The sequence below is a fragment of the Serratia sp. Sp408 genome (genome assembly GCF_057180665.1).
Genome location: NZ_JBXUFT010000002.1, coordinates 19,411 through 43,621, shown reverse-complemented (window position 1 = coordinate 43,621; position 24,211 = coordinate 19,411). Strand labels below are relative to the sequence as shown.

At 52.5% G+C, this 24,211-nt stretch carries 17 protein-coding genes; 14 read left to right on the top strand and 3 right to left on the bottom strand.

Annotated features, from left to right (window positions below):
• The first annotated feature begins 359 nt into the window (after positions 1-359).
• Positions 360-4,997, top strand: a complete 4,638-nt coding sequence (locus AC2AXP_RS10985) for an acyl-CoA-binding protein (protein WP_484381677.1) — start codon at positions 360-362, stop codon at positions 4,995-4,997.
• Between the two features lie 197 nt (positions 4,998-5,194).
• On the opposite strand, the gene AC2AXP_RS10980 is transcribed toward AC2AXP_RS10985, so the two are convergent.
• The 3 genes from AC2AXP_RS10980 to AC2AXP_RS10970 form a co-directional block, all read right to left on the bottom strand.
• Positions 5,195-8,629 carry an autotransporter outer membrane beta-barrel domain-containing protein gene (locus AC2AXP_RS10980; protein WP_273872367.1) on the bottom strand — a complete coding sequence of 1,145 codons (3,435 nt, stop codon included), beginning with the start codon at positions 8,627-8,629 and terminating at the stop codon, positions 5,195-5,197.
• Positions 8,630-8,851: 222 nt separating this feature from the next.
• Positions 8,852-9,193, bottom strand: a complete 342-nt coding sequence (locus tag AC2AXP_RS10975; protein ID WP_273872364.1) for a hypothetical protein — start codon at positions 9,191-9,193, stop codon at positions 8,852-8,854.
• An 847-nt stretch (positions 9,194-10,040) separates the two neighbouring features.
• The gene (locus tag AC2AXP_RS10970; RefSeq protein ID WP_273872393.1) at positions 10,041-10,682 is read right to left on the bottom strand and encodes a hypothetical protein; all 642 of its coding nucleotides are present in this window, start codon (positions 10,680-10,682) and stop codon (positions 10,041-10,043) included.
• A gap of 606 nt (positions 10,683-11,288) precedes the next feature.
• Between AC2AXP_RS10970 and AC2AXP_RS10965 the strand changes: the two genes are divergently transcribed.
• From AC2AXP_RS10965 to AC2AXP_RS10905, 13 genes are all read left to right on the top strand, one after another.
• Positions 11,289-12,206, top strand: coding sequence for a ParA family protein (locus tag AC2AXP_RS10965; protein ID WP_484381676.1), 918 nt, complete (start codon positions 11,289-11,291; stop codon positions 12,204-12,206).
• Positions 12,203-12,868, top strand: coding sequence for a hypothetical protein (locus AC2AXP_RS10960; protein ID WP_484381675.1), 666 nt, complete (start codon positions 12,203-12,205; stop codon positions 12,866-12,868). The genes AC2AXP_RS10965 and AC2AXP_RS10960 overlap by 4 nt, the downstream gene beginning before the upstream one ends.
• Positions 12,861-14,201: an SPI-7-type island replicative DNA helicase gene (gene dnaB-PI, locus AC2AXP_RS10955; protein WP_484381674.1), complete on the top strand. Its 1,341-nt coding sequence runs from the start codon at positions 12,861-12,863 to the stop codon at positions 14,199-14,201. Before AC2AXP_RS10960 ends, dnaB-PI begins: the two co-directional genes overlap by 8 nt.
• 2 nt (positions 14,202-14,203) lie before the next feature.
• Positions 14,204-15,922 (top strand): ParB family protein, encoded by a 1,719-nt coding sequence (locus tag AC2AXP_RS10950; protein WP_484381673.1) that lies wholly within the window; start codon positions 14,204-14,206, stop codon positions 15,920-15,922.
• The gene (locus AC2AXP_RS10945) at positions 15,919-16,644 is read left to right on the top strand and encodes a DUF2786 domain-containing protein (protein WP_484381672.1); all 726 of its coding nucleotides are present in this window, start codon (positions 15,919-15,921) and stop codon (positions 16,642-16,644) included. Before AC2AXP_RS10950 ends, AC2AXP_RS10945 begins: the two co-directional genes overlap by 4 nt.
• A 136-nt stretch (positions 16,645-16,780) precedes the next feature.
• The gene (locus AC2AXP_RS10940; RefSeq protein WP_484381671.1) at positions 16,781-17,074 is read left to right on the top strand and encodes a hypothetical protein; all 294 of its coding nucleotides are present in this window, start codon (positions 16,781-16,783) and stop codon (positions 17,072-17,074) included.
• The gene (locus AC2AXP_RS10935) at positions 17,074-17,703 is read left to right on the top strand and encodes a DUF2857 domain-containing protein (RefSeq protein ID WP_484381670.1); all 630 of its coding nucleotides are present in this window, start codon (positions 17,074-17,076) and stop codon (positions 17,701-17,703) included. Before AC2AXP_RS10940 ends, AC2AXP_RS10935 begins: the two co-directional genes overlap by 1 nt.
• Complete coding sequence (locus AC2AXP_RS10930; protein WP_151428219.1) at positions 17,700-17,963, top strand: ParE family toxin-like protein; 264 nt, start codon at positions 17,700-17,702, stop codon at positions 17,961-17,963. The genes AC2AXP_RS10935 and AC2AXP_RS10930 overlap by 4 nt, the downstream gene beginning before the upstream one ends.
• Before the next feature lie 132 nt (positions 17,964-18,095).
• A complete protein-coding gene (locus AC2AXP_RS10925) occupies positions 18,096-19,373 on the top strand; it encodes an STY4528 family pathogenicity island replication protein (protein WP_484381669.1) in 1,278 nt (425 codons plus the stop codon).
• A gap of 245 nt (positions 19,374-19,618) precedes the next feature.
• Positions 19,619-20,344 (top strand): PFL_4669 family integrating conjugative element protein, encoded by a 726-nt coding sequence (locus AC2AXP_RS10920; protein ID WP_484381668.1) that lies wholly within the window; start codon positions 19,619-19,621, stop codon positions 20,342-20,344.
• On the top strand, positions 20,341-20,916 hold the full coding sequence (locus AC2AXP_RS10915; protein WP_484381667.1) for a hypothetical protein: 576 nt from the start codon (positions 20,341-20,343) through the stop codon (positions 20,914-20,916). Before AC2AXP_RS10920 ends, AC2AXP_RS10915 begins: the two co-directional genes overlap by 4 nt.
• Before the next feature lie 13 nt (positions 20,917-20,929).
• Positions 20,930-22,969, top strand: a complete 2,040-nt coding sequence (locus AC2AXP_RS10910; protein ID WP_484381666.1) for a DNA topoisomerase III — start codon at positions 20,930-20,932, stop codon at positions 22,967-22,969.
• 714 nt (positions 22,970-23,683) lie between these two features.
• Positions 23,684-24,160 carry an STY4534 family ICE replication protein gene (locus AC2AXP_RS10905; protein WP_484381665.1) on the top strand — a complete coding sequence of 159 codons (477 nt, stop codon included), beginning with the start codon at positions 23,684-23,686 and terminating at the stop codon, positions 24,158-24,160.
• Positions 24,161-24,211 lie beyond the last annotated feature (51 nt).

Genomic DNA, 24,211 nt, shown 5'->3' with positions numbered 1-24,211 from the left:
CCGGTTAATACCCAAATAGCTTGACTGCTGTTGCGCCAATTTTGTGCTAATCGACATAGAAATGGCGAGGAGAGGATGTCAAGTGAAACAACGAATAATGGTTAGTGGACTTCACCAACTCACCTGGATATGAAGGCACGTAAAACTGACAGGACATTGGGGCGTATAGTCTGTCCACAGAGTATGGCTTTAAAACCGGGGTTTACACCGTGGATGCCGTGTTTGCAGCCAAGGTAATGCCTCTTGCTGCGGCAGAATTATCGCCGTTGGCAGACTTAGCTCGGGGAAGGGAACTGGCAGATAAGCTCAGCGTATCTATTCTTTACTTTTGGCGTTGACGACCATTAGCGGAGTAGATCATGAGTGATTTGGAGCATCGGTTCAGTCAGGCAACGAAACAGGCCCTTGCGCTGCCTGCCCGGTTGGGGAATGCAGAGAAGCTGGCGCTTTATGCCCTGTACAAGCAGGCGACGATGGGGGAAAACGCTACGGCCAAGCCCGGATTTCTCAATATGGTTGCTTTAGCCAAATGGCAGGCCTGGACTGATTTGGCGGGAACTGCGCAGGATGTCGCCAAACAGCGTTACATTGAGCTGGTTGCGCAATTGATGCCGCCGCCAGCGATACGCTCTGCCCCCATCGAGGCTGTCGCAGATACGCCAGCCGTCACGACCAATACGCTAAACGATGTCAATGACTCAACGGAGGGGGTAACGCTGGACGTTTGTTTGCGCCAGCGAGCATCCCGTTATGCCAACAAAAACGTTTTCACCTTTCTTGATATTAATGCTGAACCCGTTGACCGGCTTACCTATCTAGAACTGCATAACCAGGCTTGCGCCATTGCAGCATCACTTTTGGCACGAGATCTCAGGGGGCAGCGGGTACTGTTATTGTTCGAGCCGGGACTCCATTTCGCCGCCGCTTTCTATGGCTGCATTTATGCGGGGGCCGTTGCGGTGCCGGCTTACCCGCCGGATCCAACGCGTTTCGAGCGCACGCTGTCACGCTTGCAGACTATCGCTGCCGATGCCACACCCTTGGTGGTGCTCACCAGTGCCTCAATTCTTGCCGTTGCCAAAAATCTGCATGAATTTGCCCCCGATCTTGCCAGGCTTGAATGGATGGCCCTTGAACAGCTATTGACTGAGAATAATGCTGGCGAGCTGCAGTTACCGACGTTAGAGCCGCAAGATATCGCGCTTATCCAATATACCTCGGGGTCGACGTCGACGCCCAAGGGGGTGGTGGTCAGCCACCAAAATATGTTGATAAATGCGCGGATGATGCAGAATGCGGCCAAGATGGACCAGCGGCGCACCATTGCGTCATGGCTGCCTTTGTATCATGACCTGGGGTTGATGACCGGCATTATTCTGCCTGTTATTGCCGGTGCCGGTGTGCTATTGATGTCGCCTTTGGATTTTCTGAAACGCCCGGCGCTGTGGTTATCGGCAATTAACCAGTATCAGGCGACCGATACTGCCGTACCAAACTTTGCACTGGATTTGTGTGTGCAAAAAATCAGTCATGACGAATATCAATCCTGGGATCTGCGTTGCCTGCAAGTGTGTCTTATCGGTGCAGAGCCGGTGCGACATGCCAGCGTAAAACGCTTTTTGCAACGCTTTGAGAAAATAGGATTATCCCCGTCGAGTCTCTATCCTGGATATGGATTGGCGGAGGCCGTAGTGGGGGTCAGCTGTGGGCCTGTTGGGCATCTGTGGCGAACGGTGTTCGTCGATGCTGACGCGTTGGCCGAGCAGCGGGTGCTTGAAGTTGAACATACTGACTCCAGAGCGTTACCCGTGGTTGCCTGCGGTACTCCTATTGAAGAAATGCAGCTGACCATCGTTAATCCGCAAACCGGTGAACCGCTTGGTGAGGCTGAAATCGGCGAGGTGTGGCTCGCAGGCCCACACGTTGCCATGGGATACTGGCAAAACCCTGCAGAAACTATCACCACCTTTATGGTGCATCTTGCCAGTGATCATCAGCGTGACTGGCTTCGTACCGGCGACTTCGGCTTTATTAAAGACTCGCATCTTTATATCACTGGCAGGATGAAAGACACCCTTATCATTCGGGGTAAAAATTATTATCCACAGGATCTCGAAGCCAGCGTTGAACACTGTCATCAACGCGTGCGCAGAGGTACGGTTATCGCCTTCAGCATTGATGATAACCAGACTGAACGCGTGGTCGTCGCCGCCGAAGTTGACCTGCGTCTGCTTTCTTCAGAATCACGCCGGCAGCAGAGCTTGGCTGAAATTGCCATGGCCATCAGGCATGCGATTAATCAGGCTCACGGCCTGTCCGTTTTCGCGATAGCGCTATTGAAACCCAGAACCATCGATAAAACATCCAGCGGCAAACTGGCGCGACAGAGTTGTCGACAGCGTTATCTGGACAATACGCTTGACGGTGAATACCTGTGGCAATCCCGCGGGGAGCAGTTGGAAATGCCCCTTGCTGCGACTGCTGCGACTGCTGCGGCAAACCGCGTTGCGCACCACGGCGTGTCACTGATGGAGAGTGTCAGATCGGCGCCTGCCTACGCCCGTCAGTTACTGCTGATCGAATATATGGAAAATCAGTTGGCGCAGTGGGCAGTCGGTACTGAGAGTAAGGAGCACTTCGCTGATTCTCGATTTGCTGATATGGGCCTGGACTCCCTGACAACCATGGGGCTGATTAGCGGTATCGAACACCAGCTACAGGTGGTTATCCCGCTGGAGCAATTTCTGTCTGCTACCTCCGTTGGCGCCTTTGCCAATGACATCCTGCAGATGATAGACCTGGATGAGACGGGCGCGTCTGCGGCCAAAAAGTTGCCCGGCCACAACCGATTGACTCAGGCGATAGCATTACAGCAGCCGTCGATACCCACCCCCCTGTTCTGCATTGGCGGATTAGGCGGAACGGTACAGTATCTGTCGCCGCTGGCAGACGCACTGGCACCTGGCAGGCCGTTTATTGTCTTTCAGGCAGTCGGGATCGATGGCGCAGAGTCGCCCTTGGGGTCTGTCGAAGAAATGGCGCAGCGCTACCTGCAGGAAATAAAAGCCATCCAGCCGCAGGGGCCATATGTCTTCATCGGCCACTCTTTTGGCGGAATGGTCGCGTATGAAATGGCGCGCCATCTGGCTGAGCAGGGGGAACAGATTGCTCATTTATATCTGATTGATACCACAGTGGTTAAAAGGGCCGAACCTATCGCAGATGGCCATGGCGTTGCCTCAGAATCAGCGATGGCGCTGTATGAACTGCTCAATATGCTGAGGCAACTGGGCAGGAAAGCGCATAATCCCCCAGGGCCGCAGGATTGGGCTGACGGGGAAGACGCGCTGCGGCAGCGGCTTTACCAAGAGTTCAATATTCAGGGGACGACGCTGGAAAATATGCTGCTGGTCTATCGGGCAAGTTTTTCGGCGATGATGCAATACCAGCCTGTAGCGTATTCAGGGCCAGTCACATTATTCCGTGCCGAGGAAGGTTTCCCTCCGGCAACGCTTCACCCCTTGCGGCGTGTAGATACCTGTTTCGGTGAGGCGTGTTTGGGGTGGAAACAATTTTGCCCGGCATTAACCGTGAGCACCGTTCCGGGGGATCATTTCTCAATCGTCCTATCGCCTAATGCCGTCCCGCTGGCGGAAGGGATACTCTCCAGGTTAAGCCATACCTCACGCCTCAGTATTGGCTTACAGCAATTGACCTCGGCGAAATATACACCGACACCAGGGCGGGCACTCGATATTTCACCGAGCAGGATTAGCTTTGATCCCTTTCATCCCGAGACCATCCGTAACCCTCACGCTATATTTCGCCAGCTCCAGGATCGTGCCCCGGTTTACTGCGATGACTCTTCCAACTGGTGGGTGACTCGACATGCGGATGTCGCCAGCGGGTTACGTGACAGGCGATTTTCCGTCGATACACGAAAAGCCATCGCCGATGGGCAGGATGACAATATTGGTGCGATAGCCTCACTGGCCGGTACCTGGTCTCGCCGACAGGAGTCTCTGCCTTTATCGCAACTGTTTAATAATTTCATGCTGATGCTTGATCCGCCCAGGCATCAGCAATTGCGTCGACTGTTCGCGCCGATTTTTCAACCGGCAATGATAAAACGCTTGCGAGCGGATATTGACCGGCGAGTGGATGATCTTATTACCGACATGCGTCTGCACCCTGAGCCCGATATCATGCGGGATTTGGCATTACCTCTGCCCGTCAGCGTTATTTCCACCATGCTGGGCACGCCTCAGCAAGATGCTTTTGTGCTGCAATCATGGGCACACGATATTTTTCGGGGCGCGGATCCGATGTATACACCCGAGAGCAGTCAATATATCAACGCCGTTGCTCAGGATTTTATGCACTATATGACCGAGCATATCGAAAAGCGTCGCAGTTCGCCGGCTAAAGATGATCTATTAGGCATGCTTTTGACGTCAAATGACGTTCAGCAACTGACCGCCACTGAATTGGCAGCAAATTGTATTTTGTTGTTTGCTGCGGGATTTGAAACCACCTCCAGCGTTATTGGTAATAGCCTATTGGCGCTGTTGCGCAATCCTGATCAGTTACAGTTACTCCGCCAACGCCCGGAACTGATAGAAAATGCGGTGGAGGAATTTCTACGCTACGAAGGGGCGCTGCGCGCCGCAGTTCGCACCGCGCTAGACGATGTGGAGATGGGAGGGCGTGTGATTCGCCGTGGGGATACGGTACTGTTTGTCCTGTCGGCGGCTAACCGGGATCCTGCCGTTTTTACCGATCCCGATAAACTGGATATCACGCGTAATGCCAAACAGCACGTGGCGTTTTCTCATGGCGTTCACTATTGCCTGGGAGCGCCATTAGCCCGCCTCGAAATCCAAAGTGCGATCTCCTCGCTAATACGCTATGACCTTGCACTGGCTGCCGAGGAAATTTCGTGGCGTGACAGCGTGGTATTCCGCAATCTGCAAAAGCTGCGTATAAAAATAACCTGAACCAGCCGATGAACGGCATTGCTGGCGGATATCAGTTGGTTGGTAACAAGAGGCGCAGGCAAGGTGGGTAACGGGGCAGGGAACCAAGCAGCTCAGTGCTATGCGTAATTAAATCACCAGACCCCGGAGCTGTTTTTTCGGGGTCTGGTGCACCACTCGACTGGTATGCTTTCATTGATACTGAAACAAGGGCGTAATCAGAAATTCCATACTACGCCAGCATTTACACCGTTATCCTGATAGTTCTGAGATAACAGACCGGTATAGTTGAGGGACACGGCAACCGACTTGGTAACATTGATTTCTGCCCCCGCTTTCATCACCATGCCATCCCGTGAGGCGGCGACGGTGGCGGTATTGAAGGTGGCATCAGTGCCGGCAAAGCGCAGGCCGACCTGGCGTTCCGTGTCGTTGTACTGATGCTGCCAACCCAGTTCGCCACGCAGGGTGACGGTGCTGTTTTTACCGGTCTCCCAGCGTTTGTCCGCGCGCATACCCAGGGTGGACAACGTTGCGCTGGTGCTTTGACTGTCGGCAGTCAATGCCGCTGCGCCACCGTTTTCCGCCATATCATCACTGCGATAATTTACCCACGCCAGATTGGCAAAGGGTTCCAGATTGAGCCAGCCAGGATTGATACGGTAAGCCGCCTCCGCGTAGATTTGGCCGGTTCCGGCGTTATAGCGTGACTTGGCGTTATCAGACTGGCCGTAATAGCCGATGCCCCGAGAGGTTTCAACCCGGTGCCAGGTATAGGCGGTACCGGCGCGCAGATTCAGGTTGTCATAGGTTTTGCCAGCATAAACGGCCAAATGGTAGTTATCACTGTCGGCAGAGGCGCCGTCTGCATGCAATGAGGTGCGGGTGTAACCGGTCGCCAAGCCCAGACGCCAGTTATCGGCCAGCTCATTATCCGCACCGAGCAATACCCCGAAGGTTGAGTCGTGGAAACCCGTGGCATTGTCATTGCCGCTGGCGTGTTGCCAATTGCCCAACAAACTGACCCAGGCTCCGTTCTCGTCCTGTTTAATGTCGCTATTATCCGTTGCCCCCTGCGTCTGGCGTAAACGCCCGTTCAGCGTATCGCGAACATAGCGACTGTTATTTACCAGTGCCGAGGCGATGTCGGCGTGGATCTGTCCCGACAGTTGGCGATAGGCTTGCCGCGCCAGCTCGGCAGAAGGCGCCAGCAGCAAGCTTTGATACACCGGGTTATCCGCTGGCAGGCGTTCAATGGCCGTTGCCAGATTACGTTGATTGGCTGTGGTGGCGACATCGGCAAAACGCGTAGCGCTGCGTTGTAAACCCAGGGAGACACTATTGGCCTGATAGGCCAGATCGGGGGTTAAAAACAGCCCGGCATCGGCTGCACCAAACTGACCGGTGACGCCTTGCGCGGCAGTGAGCACGGTATAACGCTGCGCCAGGATATTACCGGCTGGAGCGCTTGACGCCAGCAGGTTATTCCCCGCTTGCGGCAGCACGCTAATGCCGCCATTGTTCAACCTTGCCTGGCCATTGACCTGAAGCAGATCGCTAGCGCCGGCCTCGACTTCAGCCAGATAACGGGAGCCATTCTCCAGCGTTAAATCATTATCGATGGTCAAGGTGCCGATGGAATTGCCGGGCGCAACCGAGCCGTGGTTATGCGCCGTCAGCGTAGCGAGATGGCCAGTACCGCTGACCAGTCCACCCGAATGTACCACCGTGGCACCGGACGCCTTACCGTTGGCAATAAACACCCCGTCAACCGCGACATCACTGGCTAATGCGCCGCTGTTGGTCAGCTGTAATGCGGCACCTTTGGCAATTTGCGTCTGGCCGGTGTAGTCGTTTTTTCCACTGAGTGTCTGCTGGCCGCCGGCGATAGTCAGGCCGCCTTTATAATGCGTCCCGTCTGGATTGCCGAGGTCGACGTCGGTAATACGGCCAGAAAAGTTATCCCTGGCCTGGCTCAACACCAGCGTTCTGTCCTTCAGCGTTACCACGCCATTGCCGCCCAGACTGCGGATGGTGGCATTATTCATGCTGTCCGGTACCCCCCACAGCGGATTGAAATTACCGTGCTGGGAAATGTCAAACCAACCGTTATTTTGCAGCGATGCGGAGTGGGCAAGACTGCCCGGGCCGGCAAGATATAACACCGCGCCCTTATTCACATGGGTGACGCCGGTATAGGTATTGATGCCGGTCATGTTGACCACCACATCCGGCATCAGCGTTAGGTCGCCGGCGCCGGAGATGGCGCCCGCCAGCCCCAGATAAGCTTTTCCTCCATTCGGATCCCCTGAGGGATCGCCATCAGGGGCGCTCATCAGATTCCCCATTTGCTTGGTGACGCGGCTAAGATGCAATCCGCTACCGTTGACGTCGGTTGAGAAATTATCCGCATTGACCACGAAAGGCGTAAATGCCGTCAGCTGATTTTGTAAATCATACATCACTGAATATTGGGTAAAAAAATCCACCCCCAGCGTAATGTTCCAGGTTTCTTTATCGCTGCCGTCTTGCTTGATCTCCAGGTGATCGCCCTCGCCACCTTGCAGACTGAGCGCTTGACCCGCGTTTTTCCCCTTGGCATCCACCGGTTGCAGCGTCAGGGAAACTACCGAGGTGTTGTTTTCGCCTTGCTGGTCAAATTTCACGCCATGTTGTTCGAGGAGATCGCCGAATTTTTTGCTGTCTATCGTTGCATGGGTCGGGTTACCGGTATCGAATAAAATTGCTCCGCTCAATGCCTCGGCGGGAAGCTCGACAATACGCGACTGGCCGTTGATATTGAGCGTGAAGGCGTATTTGAAGCGACCTTCATATTGCGATGACGCTGGGACGCCAGAATTGGGGAAGTGGGTTATATCGCCTTCATTGCGTGTTGGTGCCCAAGGGACCAGGGTATCAAACTGCGCCCGCAGGCTGGGAGTCAAATTGAGGATGGCGCAGGGCGCACAACCCGGTGAAAGCGTGGTTCCCTTTTCATTGGCATTGTCATTACCGGCGACGATAAAACCGGTTTTGGTGATGGTGCTGAAGGGGCTGCCGCCGTTGGGATGACCTTTTTCATCGGTAAGCAGAAAATCCCCTACGCCAAAGGTGCCGTAGTAGTACTGTTCTTCGGTCGGCTTTCCAGTGGTTATTTTTTTTTCTGCCGCGAGATCGATATAATAAGGTTTGCCATCCAGGATCTTAAACGGTTTTTGATCGGGCTGTTGCTGCTTTGCGAGCAACAAATGTTCAACCTGGCCAATCACGTAGCCTTTATTATTGCTATCGGGAGTCACTACCGGTATCGGCGTAGCATCAGCGGTGTAGTAGGTCAGGCCGGTTATCTGCTTGCGCTGTAACCAGTAGCCGCCCCAACCATCGTTACCATAGAGATACTCGTATGCCTGATGCACATTCGGCAAGCGCGAGGTATCCTGTTGCGCGAGAACCGCGTTGAACTGATCGGAGCCGGTATCAAAGATATATTTTTGCGCAGGCCCGCCATTGACGCCAACATTGATGGTTAGGCGATCCTCTAAATGTCCCAAAGGAATGGTTATTGGCTGCGTAGCACCCATAACCGCGGTAGGGTAATACCAGGAAAATGGAGATACGATCAGTAAACTCAACAGTTTGCGGTTAGGTATCATGTTTACCCCCCAGAAGGTCAATCTTGTAAAATTAACGGTAAGTGGAACCCTGCGTAATAATTACAATGCTGTAATAAAAAATAATGCCCTTACGCCAAATCCGTCGCCCCTTTGGTGTGATATCTCTCAAGGGCTTACGATTAACGACTAAACCTGATGGCCGCCGTGGTTAAGCAGATTTTTTATAACTTAACCTAGCCCTGATACTGTTTTTTATATTGTTTAGGGCAGTCTGGATGTGATAAACGAAATTTCATAATCATGTCCAGGGTATTGGCTTTTCATTTGTTGTGTGAATTCTGCCTTGGTGACTTTATGGCGATAGGTATCGTGCAATAGAATAATAAATTCTTCTGATTTTTCAGTGGTTTCAATCGGTATGCGTTGGTATTGGCGATCGGATTTTATTTGGCTTAGCAATCGATCGAACCAATCGCTAAAGGGCTTATCTGCCATGGCAGAAACAACCTGAGGGTTGGTGGTAGGGGTGCTACAGCCTTGAACCAAAGGTAAGCAAAGTGCAATAAAGAATGAACCAATCAAAATTAACCTCTTGTTTTTCATTACCGATGACTCCTGGTTTATTGATTTTTAAGGTGCCGTATGGCACATGGATTGTGGCATGGATAAAATAGTATCACTCAGCAACTATCGATTAAGCCAATAGAACCCTCTCTAAGCGTTACCGCAGCGCAAGCTGACTGTTTCGCGATGGTAATAAATGACCTGTGGGTTTTTATTCTGTGCGCATTTCTCTAATATGCTATGGGCATCAGCATATTATATTCATTTACTGCTTGACCAGAGCGTTGGACGTATTTATTGGCGCCGAGTTTACTTTTCCAGTCACTCTCGTTTGTTAAGACAGCGGCTAAACCGCTTGTTTTGCGTATGAATTTTTAACGTTAATTTTCTGGTCATGATTGAATATGACGCCAAATTTATTTTAAACAATAATAAAATCACTGAGTTATGACATAATGGATTTGAGTATAGATCATAATGTTTCATTAAGCGTAAAAAATAACATTGATAATACAAGTGATATTAAATCAATGGGTTAGTTATGAGAGTGGCCTTTATTATTGTGTGGCATTTATTACGGCGGGGATGACAACATTTATCATCGACACAGGAATACGCTCAGTTCCCTGCGATATCCTAGCCGATGGTTGATGCTGGATTTCCGCTTGGCAAAACGACCTCCTTTAATCATCAGATAAGGAACTATCCAATGCCACCTGCCACCTGCCACCTGCCACCTGCCACCTGCCACCTGCCACTTGCCACTTGCCACTTGCCACTTGCCACTTGCCACTTGCCACTTGCCACTTGCCACTTGCCAACGGCGGCTAGGTCATGTTAATCGTTCATTGTTAAACGTTAATAGAATCGGAGTGGGGCTAAATTATTACAGTGTGGTGTTTTCAGTCACTGGTGTGACAGTCCAAATGTTACCCCTGACACTCTCTAGACGATAGGTCGACAGCGTGCTCAGCGTCCCACTGGTCAGTCCAGAGCCTAATGTGATGAATATTAGCGAGTTACCCTGCAAGCTTTTAAATACCTGGTATTGGCTGACAGCGTAAGCGACCTGCTCTTGATCCGACACCATACGCCCATCTTTTAGCTCCAGAGATGGCGTCCATTCCTGCAATGTTTTACCCGCGCCTTTGGCTTTCAATTGCTTGGCATCTTTATCCGACACCACCAACGCGACACTGGCGGGGAAGTGCGCGACCACTTGCTCAATAGGTGGCACGCCAGCGTGAGAGTCCAGTACCAACCGATGCCGTTGCGCATAGTTTTGGATGTTGCACTGGATCAACGAGTCCTGAGCTTGTGCATAATCGCGTGCAGACAAACCGCTAAGGGAGGTGATCTGCTGGTTATTTTTTCGCAAAGCAAGGTAGTCCGCGCAGGTAGCCAGAGAATGGTTTTTCCCGTCAGCAGTCACTACCTGCAGAGGCTTACCCTGAATGGAAATATCCTGCTCGACAGCTAGCACCGAGGCAGAAACCAGCAAAGCACCACCTGCGACCAATAATTTCATTTTGTTCACGATACCGTTCCCTGACATGACAGATAAGATAGGCCAACACTTAACCAGGCAAGCCTGTCACAGCGAAAATTAAACCCTGGGTGATAAGTAATATATCAGTGAACTTGATAAGGAAAGGTAGCAACATGCATGGAGGATGCAGTTAGTGGCGTGTATGGAGGATGCCGCACCATAAACAGCGGAAAATAGAAGCACTGTTGCAGTAACAGACATCCTTATCAACCTGCCAGCCCCTTTGTATTGCATGACAGCAAAAAGGAATAATGAGCCCGCAGAAAGCAAAAAACCCGCCATAGGCGGGTTCTTCTAAATATGGTGCCCGGACTCGGACAACCGTCGCTGGCGACGGGTTGAACAACGCTTGGCGTTGGCCCGCAGGGTGAGGCCGTCAGGCCGAATAATCGAACGTAGTTCGATGGAGAGTCCATACCCCAGAAAGCAAAAAACCCGCCATAGGCGGGTTCTTCTAAATATGGTGCCCGGACTCGGAATCGAACCAAGGACACGGGGATTTTCAATCCCCGTGCATGTAGCAGGAATGTTAAAGCACATCTAGATTAGTTAGTTACGCAAGAATTGAAAAATTCGAGCGTATACATGCATACATTGAACAAAGCCCTTGTTACGGGCAAAAAACAGACAAGCCCATTTGTCGTTCCTGTCATTTCAACAAAAGGCGGCGAGGGTAAATCTACCCAAAGCGCCAATCTGGCCGGATTCCTGGCCGACGCCGGCAAAAAAGTTCTCCTCATTGACGGCGACCATTCCCAACCTACTGCCAGTAGCATATTCTCCCTGGAATACGAAGCACCTAACGGCTTGTATGAGCTCTTAATGAAGACCGTCGATTTGGCGCGGCCTGACCAAATTATTTCCCGTTCAGTAATCAACAATCTGGACATCATCGTCTCCAACGATCCGCATGACCGCCTCTCTTCAGCCATGTTGCATGCCCCGGATGGTCGCATGCGTCTGCGTAATGTTCTGCAGCATCCCTTATTCCAAGATTACGACGTCATCATCATCGACTCCAAAGGTGCAGCGTCAATCATGCTTGAGCTTATCCTGCTGGCCAGCTCCTCGTTTGCTGTTGGTGTCATCAAGCCAATCTTGCCAGACACCCGCGAATTTTTACGCGGCACGCTGGGGTTGATGGAAGGGCTGCTGCCTCTGGCCGTTTACGGTATTGCCATGCCTCAGGTGCGAATACTGACCAACTGCATGGAATACACCAACCTGGACTGGAAAACGCTGGAAAGTCTGCAGGGTATCATTGAGAACGGCCAGTATCTGCGCGCCGACGCCTTTGACGTCTCCCTCCTGAATACAATCATTCCCAAGCTGGAAATCTACAAACTTGGCCATGCCTCGGGCCAGCCAGTCCACCGCCTGGAGACCACCACTACACGAACTTCTACGCCCGCTGCCGCTGACACCATGTATGACCTGGCTTGCGAGCTCTTCCCGGACTGGACTCCTGATTTCGATGCTATGCGTCAGGAGGCAAACCAATGAATATCGAGCAACTTATTGCCTTGCTGAATGAACAGCGACAATTGGCCGCGCCAATGCCCTGGGAGGTTCTTGAGCTTTATAGCGATGCAGTCACTGTCGTCGACGCTAATGGTTTTGAGCATCTGGAAATACCGAACGTTGCGATTATCCCAAATTGGGAAAAACTCGGATTGGAGCACTGGTCGGATGAAGGCGGAAGCCGTGACGTCAGTATTGAGGAGCAAAAAGCTAATGCCCAATTAGCTACTGCAGCACCGCTGTTACTGGCTCACATCAATGTGCTTAACGGTCATGTGGAAGCCGCTGGGAGTGCACTGCGCCGTATGCTGAAAATGCATGAGCTGATGATGGACAAGGTCAACCACGCAGCCAGTTTTTACGATGCTGAATGCCTACAGGAAATGGCTGAAGCGCCACTGGAGGCTGCTGCAGTGCTGGAATATGTCTGTGGCGATGAAGAGATTAATTCTGAGCTGAAAGAAGCGACCTGCGTCGGCTGCGGCTGTACCGACCACAATGCCTGTGTTGATGAAAATCATACCCCCTGCAGCTGGCTCAAAGTCAACCGCGAGACAGGGTTAGGTGTTTGTTCTTCGTGCCCGACATTCCTTAATCACTCCCTGACTGCCGACGGCGATAAACCGGAGGTGCGTCATGGCTGATACGAAAATTCCTCATTCTGTCGATGCCGAGCAGGCCGTACTGGGCGGGCTGATGTTGGAGAACGCGCGCTGGGATGACGTGGTGTCTGTCCTGCGTGACGCTGATTTTTATATCCCGTCGCATCGCCGTGTTTTCCAGGCCATGGGGCAACTGATGGCGGTTAATCAGCCTATCGACCTGATTACGCTGTCTGAGTCGCTTGAAAAGAACAATGTACTTAAGCAGGTTGGCGGTTTTGCTTATCTCGCTGAGATGTCCAAAAACACACCGAGTGCAGCGAACATCGAAGCGTATGCCAACATTGTCGCAGAGCGCAGCAGACTACGTCGTCTGCTGGATCTGGGGCGAGCGTTAAGCGCCGAAGCCGTAGCCCCTCAGGCAAAATCTGAACTGTTGACAGAGCGGGTAGAGAAGCAGCTCCTGGAACTGTCGGAACAGGTGTATACCCAGCAAAACGTCTGCCTGATTGATGGTTTGGAAGCTGTCGCCAGCCGGCTGGAAAGCGTCACCGGAGGAACCGGTGTGACCGGAACTCCAACAGGCTTGTCATTGGTCGATGAGATCACTTGTGGTCTGCAGGATGGGGAGCTGACTCTGCTGGCAGCGCGGCCAAGTATGGGTAAGACCGCATTTTCACTGGCGTGTTGCGTCGGTGCGCTGGAAGGCACCGATCGGCCGGTATTCTGCTTCAGCCTGGAGATGCCGCGGGAGCAATTGCTGCAGCGTTTTCTGGCGATGCTGGGCAGAGTGGATTTGACCCTGTTCCGCAACGGTCAGCTTGATGATGAGCATTGGGCGCGTATTTCCGAAGCCATGGGAATTATGACGGCCTGGAATGACCGTCTGATTATTGATGACACGTCCGCGCTGACGCCTGCACAGCTTCGTTCACTGGTGCGCCGGTATACACGTTTGTATGGCCGGCCGGCGCTCATCATGGTCGATTATCTGCAGCTGATGCGTGCGCCTGATTTTGAAAACCGCACACAGGAAATCTCGGAAATATCCCGCAATCTGAAGGCGCTGGCAAAAGACACACAATGCCCAGTGTTGGCGCTGTCGCAGCTGAATCGGACGCTCGAACAACGGGCTGACAAACGTCCGATGAACAGTGACCTGCGCGACTCCGGTGCACTGGAGCAAGATGCCGATGTGATCGCCTTTATTTACCGGGACGAGGTGTATTACCCGGATTCTGAAGATGCCGGCACCGCCGAGATTATATTCGGTAAGCAACGTCAGGGGCCAACAGGCATGGTGCGCGTTCAGTACGAACAGCAATACACGGCATTCCGTGATTTGGCCATGCCTGAATTTCAGGGAGGAGCTTAATCATGGGACGTATCAATACCAAAAAAATTGACCTGGGGAGCGCATTGCTTCAGCAGGGCAAGACTGCAGTAGGCACTGATAGTAATGCTCCTGCTGAAGGGGCATTACCTGCCACGGAAATGCCGATGGTGCTGACTCTGAACGAAGTCAGTCCTTTCCCGGATAACCCAAGAACCTCCCGTAATCCACGGTATGAGGAAATCAAAGCCTCAATCCGGGCACGTGGCCTAGATACGGTACCTAAAATCACTGCAGATCCTGATCGTCCCGAGCTGGGTTTCTTCTTTAGTGACGGGGGTAATACTCGTCATCAAATTTTATCTGAATTGTGGCAGGAAACCGGGGATGAACGGTTTTACCGTATTTCCTGCATGTTTAAGCCTTGGCCGGGCCGGTTATCGTGTGTGATAGGACATTTGGCTGAAAACGAAGTTCGCGGTGAACTTTCCTTTATCGAAAAGGCTTTTGGTATCAAGCAGGCAAGGACCCTCGTTGAAGATCAATTAGGCAAAACAGTTTCACTCCGTGAGTTATCCACATTACTCGGTGAGTCGGGTTATCCGGTTCATTATTCGAACATTAGCCGGATGGAAGACACCATCCAATATTTGTATCCCCATATGCCGAATCTTCTTAATTCGGGTTTAGGGAGACCTCAAATACAACATTTATTGTCGTTACGAGTTAATGCATATAAAACATGGGATAACTTTGCCTCAGAAAACGCGGCCGTTAAAGATTTTCAGGACGTATACGGAGCAGTTTGCGAACATTTTGATGATCCTGATGCATATTCTCTTGAAATGTTCAGGGATGAACTGATTGGTGCATTGGTTAAAGCTATCCCACATCCATCTCTGAATTACGATCGCTGGCTCCTCGAGCTGGATCCAAAAGAACAAAATCGCCGGCAACAGCTTGGGGAAATTGAGCAGTTGAAAAGCGTATCCAATTTCGCTACTCAGCCGATGGTCGAGTCAACAGTTGATGCTGGATCATCTATCCCGCCTCTTTCCTCCGATGCCCTGGAACCGGGTACGCCAGCGTTGACGTTGAGCAGCGAGCTGGACGAACAGGAAAATGTAGAGGAAGGATCACTGGATTCATCTTCGGCTGAGTCAGGTACGTCAAGTACACCTCGGATTGAAACCCAGCATGACCTGTATGGCGCGCCACCGGTTCTGTCCGGAGATGTTGACGCGCAGTCCTCATCAGACATTTCCGAGACAGAGACTGCTGGGGCAGGACAACCTGCGCAGTCGAATCCTGTAGCACCGGAAGTGACCCCGAACGAAGAGAGCTCGGAAGTCGCCTTCGCTGAAGAAGGGCTTGAGCCAGTGGTTTCTGTCTGGGCCATTCCGGCGCTGCAGGATGATATTGAACACCTGCAGGGAATGGCTTATCGCCTTGCCTTCGAACTGGCCGAACAAGCTGGCTGCGAAACTGAGCTTAAAGCCGATAAAGCAACGCTGATCGCGGCGGGGTACTGCCTGGCCACACAGCAGTCATCTCCATTCACTGCACTGCTTCTCTCTCTGACTGGGCCGACACCGGCGAATGATACCTGTTCATTTAGCGAAGCGTTGATTGGTGCCGCTGATGGCGCCGGGTTCCCGTTGCTTGATGATATCCATGCTGTGAAGTTTCTGCGTCTTGTACGCGTTCTTCGCCGCCTGCGCGAGCTGCAGCGTGATGTCGTTACTGAGGGGGAAAACTCATGAGCCATTCACAACGACAAGCGCGGCTGGTGAAACTGGTCCGCAAACTTCTTGAACTCGCCCGGAGCAACAGTAATGCCCATGAAGCCGGGCAAGCATTGTCGCGCGCTCAGAAGCTGATGGCGAAATACGGTATCACGGAGCTCGAGGCGAACATCTCCTCTATTCAACAGTCGCCAACCAAAGACGCTCCATCTCAGTCATGGGACAAAATCCCGGAGTGGATGAGCTTGTTGACCTGGACCATCGCCAATGCGTTCGGCTGCCGGCACTACTTTTCTTCCTTCGAAAGCCGAACTGGGTTAAAGCGTCGCAACGTCACGTTCTACGGATTCAGTGAACGTCCTGCCGTTGCTGCTTACGCCTTTGATGTGCTTAGCCGACAGTTGAAGGATGCCACAGCTGCATACCTGAAAACCCAGAATAAGCGCCTGAAAATGGCGACGCGCCGGGCGCGAGCAGAGCAGTTCCGTGCTGGTTGGGTCGAAGGCGTCCGCCGAATTGTCGATGTTTTCAGCGTATCGGAGCATGAACAAGAGCTGATGTCTGCGTGGTTGGAACAACAGGGCATGAGCACGCTGAAAACCTGCTTGGTAAAACAATGTCGCAGTGATGCCATCGCGCGTAGTCAGGGCTATCTGGCAGGACAAAATGCTCGTCTGCATCACGGGGTTGACGGTTGTGGACCTGCAGGTATTGGCTACAGCGCCGGGGAGGACAAATGAATAAAAGCCCCCTGACCAACGGATACATCGAGATATTTTCAACTTTTTTGACGGTTGTTCTTGTTTTATACGCCGGCGGTGCGATTGTCCTTTTTTACAATCAATTGCGTTTAAAACTACGGAGACGGGAAAAAGGGTGGCAGGTTTCTTTATTACCTTATTTGCTCTTGTTCTTACCGGTTGTGGCGGCAATATTCGTCGTGCTTGGGAGGTCTTCGTGAATCCTGCGCTGATTGTTATCTGCTTTTGTATTGTCATGTTTTTTCTAATGGCGTTTCGAAATACGGATTTAAAGCGTCTTATCAAGGACAAAGACAACTTTATTTTGCAGCCTCTTTTATTTTTGCTGCCTCTTATATTGTTTTTTCTGGCGGCGATTTTTGTGTTAGTCGCGGCTCTTATTAATTTGCTCACCAGGGGGTACTACTAATGAGTAACAGCTTGTCACAGGCAACAAACAGCCTGCTCACGCAGCTCGTCATGGAGCTCAAGTCCGGCTATATCCGCCGTTGTGAGTCTCTCGGACTCACGCCAGAGGAAATGCAGATGCTGAACGGTCTGACCGTCGATGATCTGTATTACTTGCTGAACAGCTCCGTCTCGGTGCTCACGTTCCAGATCCATCACGAGAATTTTGCCTTGATGCTGCAGCAGGCCCGTCGGGAACAGCAACGGATGCAACGTATCGACCGTGCACTGGCGCTGGGCGGTTCTATCGAGATGATGCAGCACTTTTTTGGCCTGTCGAGTGTCGAGGTCTCTGCTCGCCGGCGTATGACGGGGATCCAAATCCGTCAGGGACGCTGTTCGACGCTCAGTGATGAGGACAATGCATCACTGTGGCGCCAGTGGCAGAAAGCAGACATCGATGAGCCGTCCAGCGCTGACGGCCTGGATGTCATGATGCTCGCGGCTGAGCAGATGGATGTGTCGTTAACAGCGGTCTGGCACGCCGTGCGCAGTTTTGATGGGGCACAGACTCGCACGGTCCGTAAAGCGATCCAGTCAGTACGTAATAAAGCCGGTGTCGGGGAGGAGCTTGTAAGGAGGTCAGCATGAAGCCGTTAGTGTTGATGCCGGGGCTTTATGCCCCGCGTTCCGCCCCTCCTGCCTGTCAGAGAAAAGCGCGGGAACAGGTGAGACGTTTTCGCCAGGGGGAAAGGAATTACAAGGCACTGCATGTAAAAGGTAAGCACCGCAGCGGCCGTGCATGGATGAAGATCAATATTAGTGACAGTTGGCGCCTGCTCAGCAGAAACAGTGGTGTTGATTGGGAGCTGCTGACCCACGAACGCTACAACAATGAATTATGGAAATGATGACATTCACCCTGTGCCTGCCTGGCGGGCACAGGCCTGAGTGCCGTTTGGCGATGTGTAGCACAGCTGCACGACAAATGATTGTGGCCACGCTTATCGGGCGTGGCGAAAGGATAAGGATGCGCAAATTCGATGAGCATAAGCAAAAGACCCGATGACAGCCTGATCACTTATACGATTGAGCAGATGAATGCCCGGCTGGCTGAGCGAATATGCGACGAAAACCAGGCAGGCTCTGCCGATTTAACAAATCTGCGTAGTGGCCTGCTGTTCACAGGAAACGTCCACGATGCGGTACCGCGCCGGTTGATGCTCGACACGCGCCTATCTCCACTGGATAAAGTGGCGTGGATGATGATCCGCCTCTATGCCCAGCAGAACCAACAAAACCAGGGAGCCATGTTCCCGACCTACGACGAACTGCAACTGCAGTTAGCGTCACCGTTCAAGGGAAAGGCATCGCGTGAAACGGTCAGCCGGGTTTTATTGATGTTGCGACTGACGGGCTGGTTGAGCCTGTGTCGCCGCGTGCGTGACAGTAAAGGGCGGATACGCGGGAACATTTATTCTCAGCATGATGAGTCGCTCTCAGCCTGTGATGCTGAAAGCCTTGATCCTACCTGGCTTGATACGGTTGCGGCAGCCTGCCAGCACAAGAATCGGGCTGTCAGTCAGACGGCCTGGTCAGTGTTGTCTGACATCCGTAACGACCCGACGATGCGTCACTATCACTCGCAACTGAATGTGATGGCGCAGCGTCTGGGCGCTCCTTACACCCCTCAAGAGATGGCCGCGCAGATGGCATTGCGTGAAGAAAATGCCGGCAGTTCGGTAACCGAACCCAGTGAAAAATACCCCGGTTCGGAAACCGAACTCAGTCAATTTAAGCCGAGTTCGGCATCCGAACTGGGTGAAATACGAGGTAAAAAGATACAGAGTTTGGATTCCGAACTAAGCCTAAAATCAACAGGTTACGGCAAACCTGTGAAACCGAACTGTAACGTACGTTCTTTCACACAAAGTGTGAATAAAAAAACGTACGTTCCGCGACTGCCTGAAGCATTGCAGCAACGTATACCGGAAGCTGACCTGCAGCAAATCCATGCCCAGTTACAAGCCTTGCCGGCTGACGTTGCTTGTCAGGTACTGGAAAGCCTGAGCGCTGCCCTGACCCGTGGAGAGGTGAGTAACCCGACCGGCTGGCTGTTCAGCATGATGAAACGGGCCCGGAACGGGGCTCTGTTTGCCACCACAACGCCTTCAAAACCGGCTAAAACCGAGCCTGTACGTCCGCAGCGCCCTGCAGAAGCGTCCCGAAAAGCGCCTGGCCAGGTCGCAACCCGCGAGCATGTGAGTGCCCTGGTGGCGAAGCTGCGGCAGGGAATGGCCCGAGCCAGGAGTGGGAAGTGAATTTTATAACGACAGGCGTCCGGTGTTGACAGTGTCAACAGTGCTTAAAAAGTGTCCGGTGTTGACAGTGTCAACAGTGCTCAAAAAGCGTCCGGTGTTGACAGTGTCAGCACTAGTCATGGTGAGTGGTATGCATACCCGTATTTATTCAGAGAACAAAAAGAGTTTTGGATTGCTGCAAAAAGGGGCTGCCGAGACTATTTCAAACCAGAAATACTCTCATAGATCGTAAAAGGATGGTTTAAATGGCTGAAACAACAAAAGACTCACAGGGTACAACAGCTAAAGCTGGCGCATTAAAATCCACGCTCAATGTGGAACTGCATACTCTTTATGCAATTCGTTTGTGGGAAGGGCGTCGCAGCCAGACGGCTGACCCTGAAACTTCCGGTAAGCGTCGCCCTGATATTTATAGTATGCCCCGGTTCATCCAGCGTGCTGGCCAGATTAATGCGGCATCCGAAGAAGATAATCCCTATGCAGATGCTGCAATGGTGGGTTTAGAAGCTGCGCTTAATAAGGGTATGGAGCAACTGGAGTTGGCTGTGGCCGATTTGGACAAGACGCTTGCCAATATTCCTGCACAAGTCTCCTTGTCAGAAATATCTTCAGTATCACCACTGAACATCGGTGTATTTAGCCGGACTCCGGTGGGTTACCGTTGTGTATTCTTGCTTGTTGGCTATGACCAGCTTGCAATGAAAGCCTTCCAGGCATGGCATTACGGCCTGATTTCACGTTCGGTTCGCGACACTTTACTCGATCAAGGTGGACACTGGATCCGTCGGGTTTACGGTGTAGTGCAACATTATCGTCATGTGAATGTTACCCGCGATGACATTCGACTGGGGACACCTGCAGCTAAAGACGCGATTGCACGCTTTGGAGAACCTAAAGCGAAAGTCATGTCAGGGGAGCTTCGCTCGTCGTTCTCACCACCACTTCGTCAAAACAAAGGAGACCAGGCATGAACACGGATTTCTTTAAATCTTTACGTTCGATGATTGTTCCCTGTCTGTTGGGGAGTTTTCTGCTTTCAGGGTGTACGACGTCAGAGATGGCCGAGTGGAATCAAAAAATCAGCGACGCAGCTCATTCTATTGCCAGTGGTTCGGGGACGAGTTCTGATTCCGGTGGAATGCCCAGGATGACCAAGGCCGGTGCTACCGGTCCTCGCAAGAATGTTCAGCATACCTACAAGCTTCCGGTGGATGTTGATACTGCGGCGGCTCGATTGAAAAGCCACTATCAGTTTATCACCACTGACGAGCTCGAAAGTCTCCGTCAGCGCGATCAGTACGGCGACTGGAGCGCCGGCTCTATTGACGAGGCACGGCCGGAATGGGCTGCACAAAAGGGCAGTTACTACAAGATGGGCCAAGAGTGGAAGGATAACGATCGCCTGATGCTGGAAGTAGAGAAGTCCGGTGCCGGCAGTCGCCTGAAGGTCACCTACAGCTCACCGGACAGCACCCACCTGACCGACGCCTATCTGCGCCGCCTGATGAACCAGCTGCAGCAGGTTGCCAAAGGCCAGCGCTGACGGAGGCGTCTTGATGCAACTTTACCTTTGTGAAAAACCGTCTCAGGGAAAAGACATTGGCGCCGTTCTGGGCGCCAACCAACGCAAGCAGGGTTACCTGACCGGGGCCGGTGTGATTGTTACCTGGGCAATTGGTCACCTGCTGGAGCAAGCCCAGCCCGAGACCTATGGCGAACAGTATGGCAGCCCTTGGCGAGAGTCGGTTCTGCCCATAGTCCCGACACAGTGGAAAATGGAAGTCAAAAAGGATACATCTGACCAGTTTGCCGTTATCCGTGGTCTGCTCAAACAGGTTGATTCAGTCGTGATCGCGACGGACGCCGACCGGGAAGGGGAAGTGATAGCGCGCGAGCTGCTGGAATATTGCAAGTTTACCGGCCCGGTTGAACGGCTCTGGCTTTCGGCGCTGGATGAAACCAGCATTCGCCAGGCCCTGGCCAACAAGTTGCCGGGCAGCAAGACTGCCCCTCTCTATGAAGCTGGTTTAGCCCGCGCGCGCGCGGACTGGATGACCGGCATGAATCTGACCCGGCTTTATACGCTGAAGGCGCGGGAGCAGGGTTATGGAGAGGTGTTGTCTATCGGCCGCGTTCAGACGCCGGCGCTGGCGCTTGTCGTCAACCGCGACCGTGAAATCGCCAACTTCGTTTCAAAGCCCTACTGGCAGGTTCAGGCCACACTGCAAAAGGACGGCATCAGTTTTCCCGCTAACTGGGTGCCGGCGGCCAACTACTGTGACGAAGAAAAGCGCTGTATCCACCAGAATGTGGCGCAGGCGGTGGTGCAGCTCTGTCAGCAAACCGGGCAGGCGGTGGTGCTGGATGTCGGTACCGAGCGCAAGAAGGAGTCGGCGCCACTGGCGTTTGATCTCGGTTCGCTGCAGCAGGCATGCTCGCGAAAATGGGGGATGGGCGCTAACCAGGTATTGAGCATCGCCCAGTCACTGTACGAGACCCACAAAACAACGACCTATCCACGTACTGACTGCGGTTATCTTCCCACTTCAATGCAGGCTGAAATCCCGGATGTGCTTAATGCCGTTACCCGAACGGACCCGACACAAGGCGCGGTGGTTGCTTCGCTGAATACCGATTTTGTCTCCCGTATCTGGAATGACAAAAAAATCACGGCGCACCACGGCATTATCCCCACCAAGCAGGCATTCGACCTGAGCAAGTTGTCAGCTGATGAACTCAAGGTCTATCAGTTGATACGTCAGCACTACCTGGCGCAGTTCCTGCCGCTGCATGAGGTTGATGTCACGGAAGCGACGTTCAATGTCGGTGGCCAACTGTTCCGCACACGCGGCAAGGTAGAAGTGATTGCCGGCTGGAAAGCACTGTTTCAGCGGGAGGAGCGTGACGATAAGGAGAAGCAGGATGAGTCGGAGGATACATGCCTGCCGGCCCTGGAAAAAGGGCAGCCGTGCACCGTTGCCGGCGCTGAACTTAAAACGCTGCAGACCAAGCCGCCGAGTCATTTTACTGATGGCACGCTGATAGCTGCAATGAAGAACGCAGCGGCGTTTGTCAGCGATCCGCAGTTGAAGAAAGTGCTCAAGGAGAATGCAGGATTGGGGACAGAAGCGACCCGGGCCGGTATCCTGGAAACGTTGTTTAAACGGGGTTATCTGGAGAACAAGGGGAAATTTTTGCTGTCGACGCCGATCGCCGGCGAGCTGATTGATGCCTTGCCGACAGCACTGACGAACCCGGGTATGACCGCGCTCTGGGAGCAGGCGCTGGATGAAATCGCCCAGGGTAAAATGACGCTCGGAACGTTCATGGACCGTCAGGCACAGTGGGCGACGCATCTTGTCGATAAAGGAAAGACACAAGCTGTCAAATTCACCGCTCCGCCATCGCCTCCCTGCCCACTATGTAGCGGTACCATGCGCCGGCGCGCCGGTAAGAAAGGCGGCGGTTCATTCTGGGGTTGCAGCAACTACCCGACCTGCCAGGGGATCATCAACATCGATGCTAAAAGTGGCGGTAAGGGGAAGCGTTATAAGGGAAAATCGGCGGCTAAAAATAAAACAACCAGATTAGAGTAAGAGATTGTCTGATGTTAATTCCGGAAAGTTTTGCTAAGGTTAGCTGGCAAATATGTAGAGCACCCCGTAGCTACGGTTGGCAGGAAAGTTTAATGCATGGACAATTCTGCTGCAGCTCGTATCAATGACCTACACGCTCAGGTTGATTGATTAGGCGCAAGCGACCTTGTGAAAAGCGCGCCAGGAGTTTACTACCCCTCCTCAAGGTCCTGTTTTCTGAACTACCGATTTTGGTGCAATCCTAACGGCGCAGTCTCTGACTGTGCCGTTTTTGTTTTTACAGGTCACAAATTCCGTTTTCAAGGTTGACAGCTGAGTTACCTGGAATAAAAATGAACAGGCTTACTTGTTGTCTTCGGACAACCACCAATGCTCAGTGGGTCTGTGATGAGCGCTTTCGGGTGACCCTGCTGTCGACTGACAGCCACCAATGGTCCAGTCACTTGTGAGGATCGCCTTCGGGTAGTGACAAAAGAACGCTTCCGTAGCTTGAAAGGGAGCACACCGTTTACGGTGTAGTACATCTGCCCGCCTTTGAGAGTAGATGTCGTTGGCAGTCAACGTGACTGTGCCCAACGTCTAAGGCTTATCTAATCTGATCAGACTGTCAGGTCATGGCGTATACCCATACCTGGCTCCCGACGGGAAACACTTTTCCCGTCAGGGAAGGTGTATTTCTCCGTCACCGAATCTACACTCCATGGAGAAAACATCATGTCTACCCCAGCTCAAACTCAACAAAATGCCACCAAAAACACTGAATACTTCAACCTGACCATCAATGGCATGGGGTATGTCAGTAATGTTCGCCAGGTTAATGGTCCTAACGGCACCTTTATCAGCTGTGTTGTTAATGCACTGTCCGGTCCTACTGATAACGCCAGCTATACGCGTTTCGATTGTACCGTTGCAGGCAAAGAAGCAAGCAGCCTGATTAATCGTTGCCAGAAAGCTTGTGACGAAGACAAAAAAGTTCTGATTGGTTTTGTGCTCAGCAATCCCAAAACGGACATCTTCACGCTCAACAGCGGCGAACATGCCGGTGAACAGCGTGTCAGCCTGAAGGCGCGCCTGATTCGTATCGATTGGATCAAAATCGGTCAGGAAAAGGTGTACCAGTCTGAAAAACCTCACTCCCAGCCGCCTCAGCAGGGTTCTGCGCAGCCAAGCTACGCTGAAAACTCCTTCTGATAACGCCGTCTCACGCCCCTCCCCGGGGCGTTTTTCCCTTTCCCATTTATG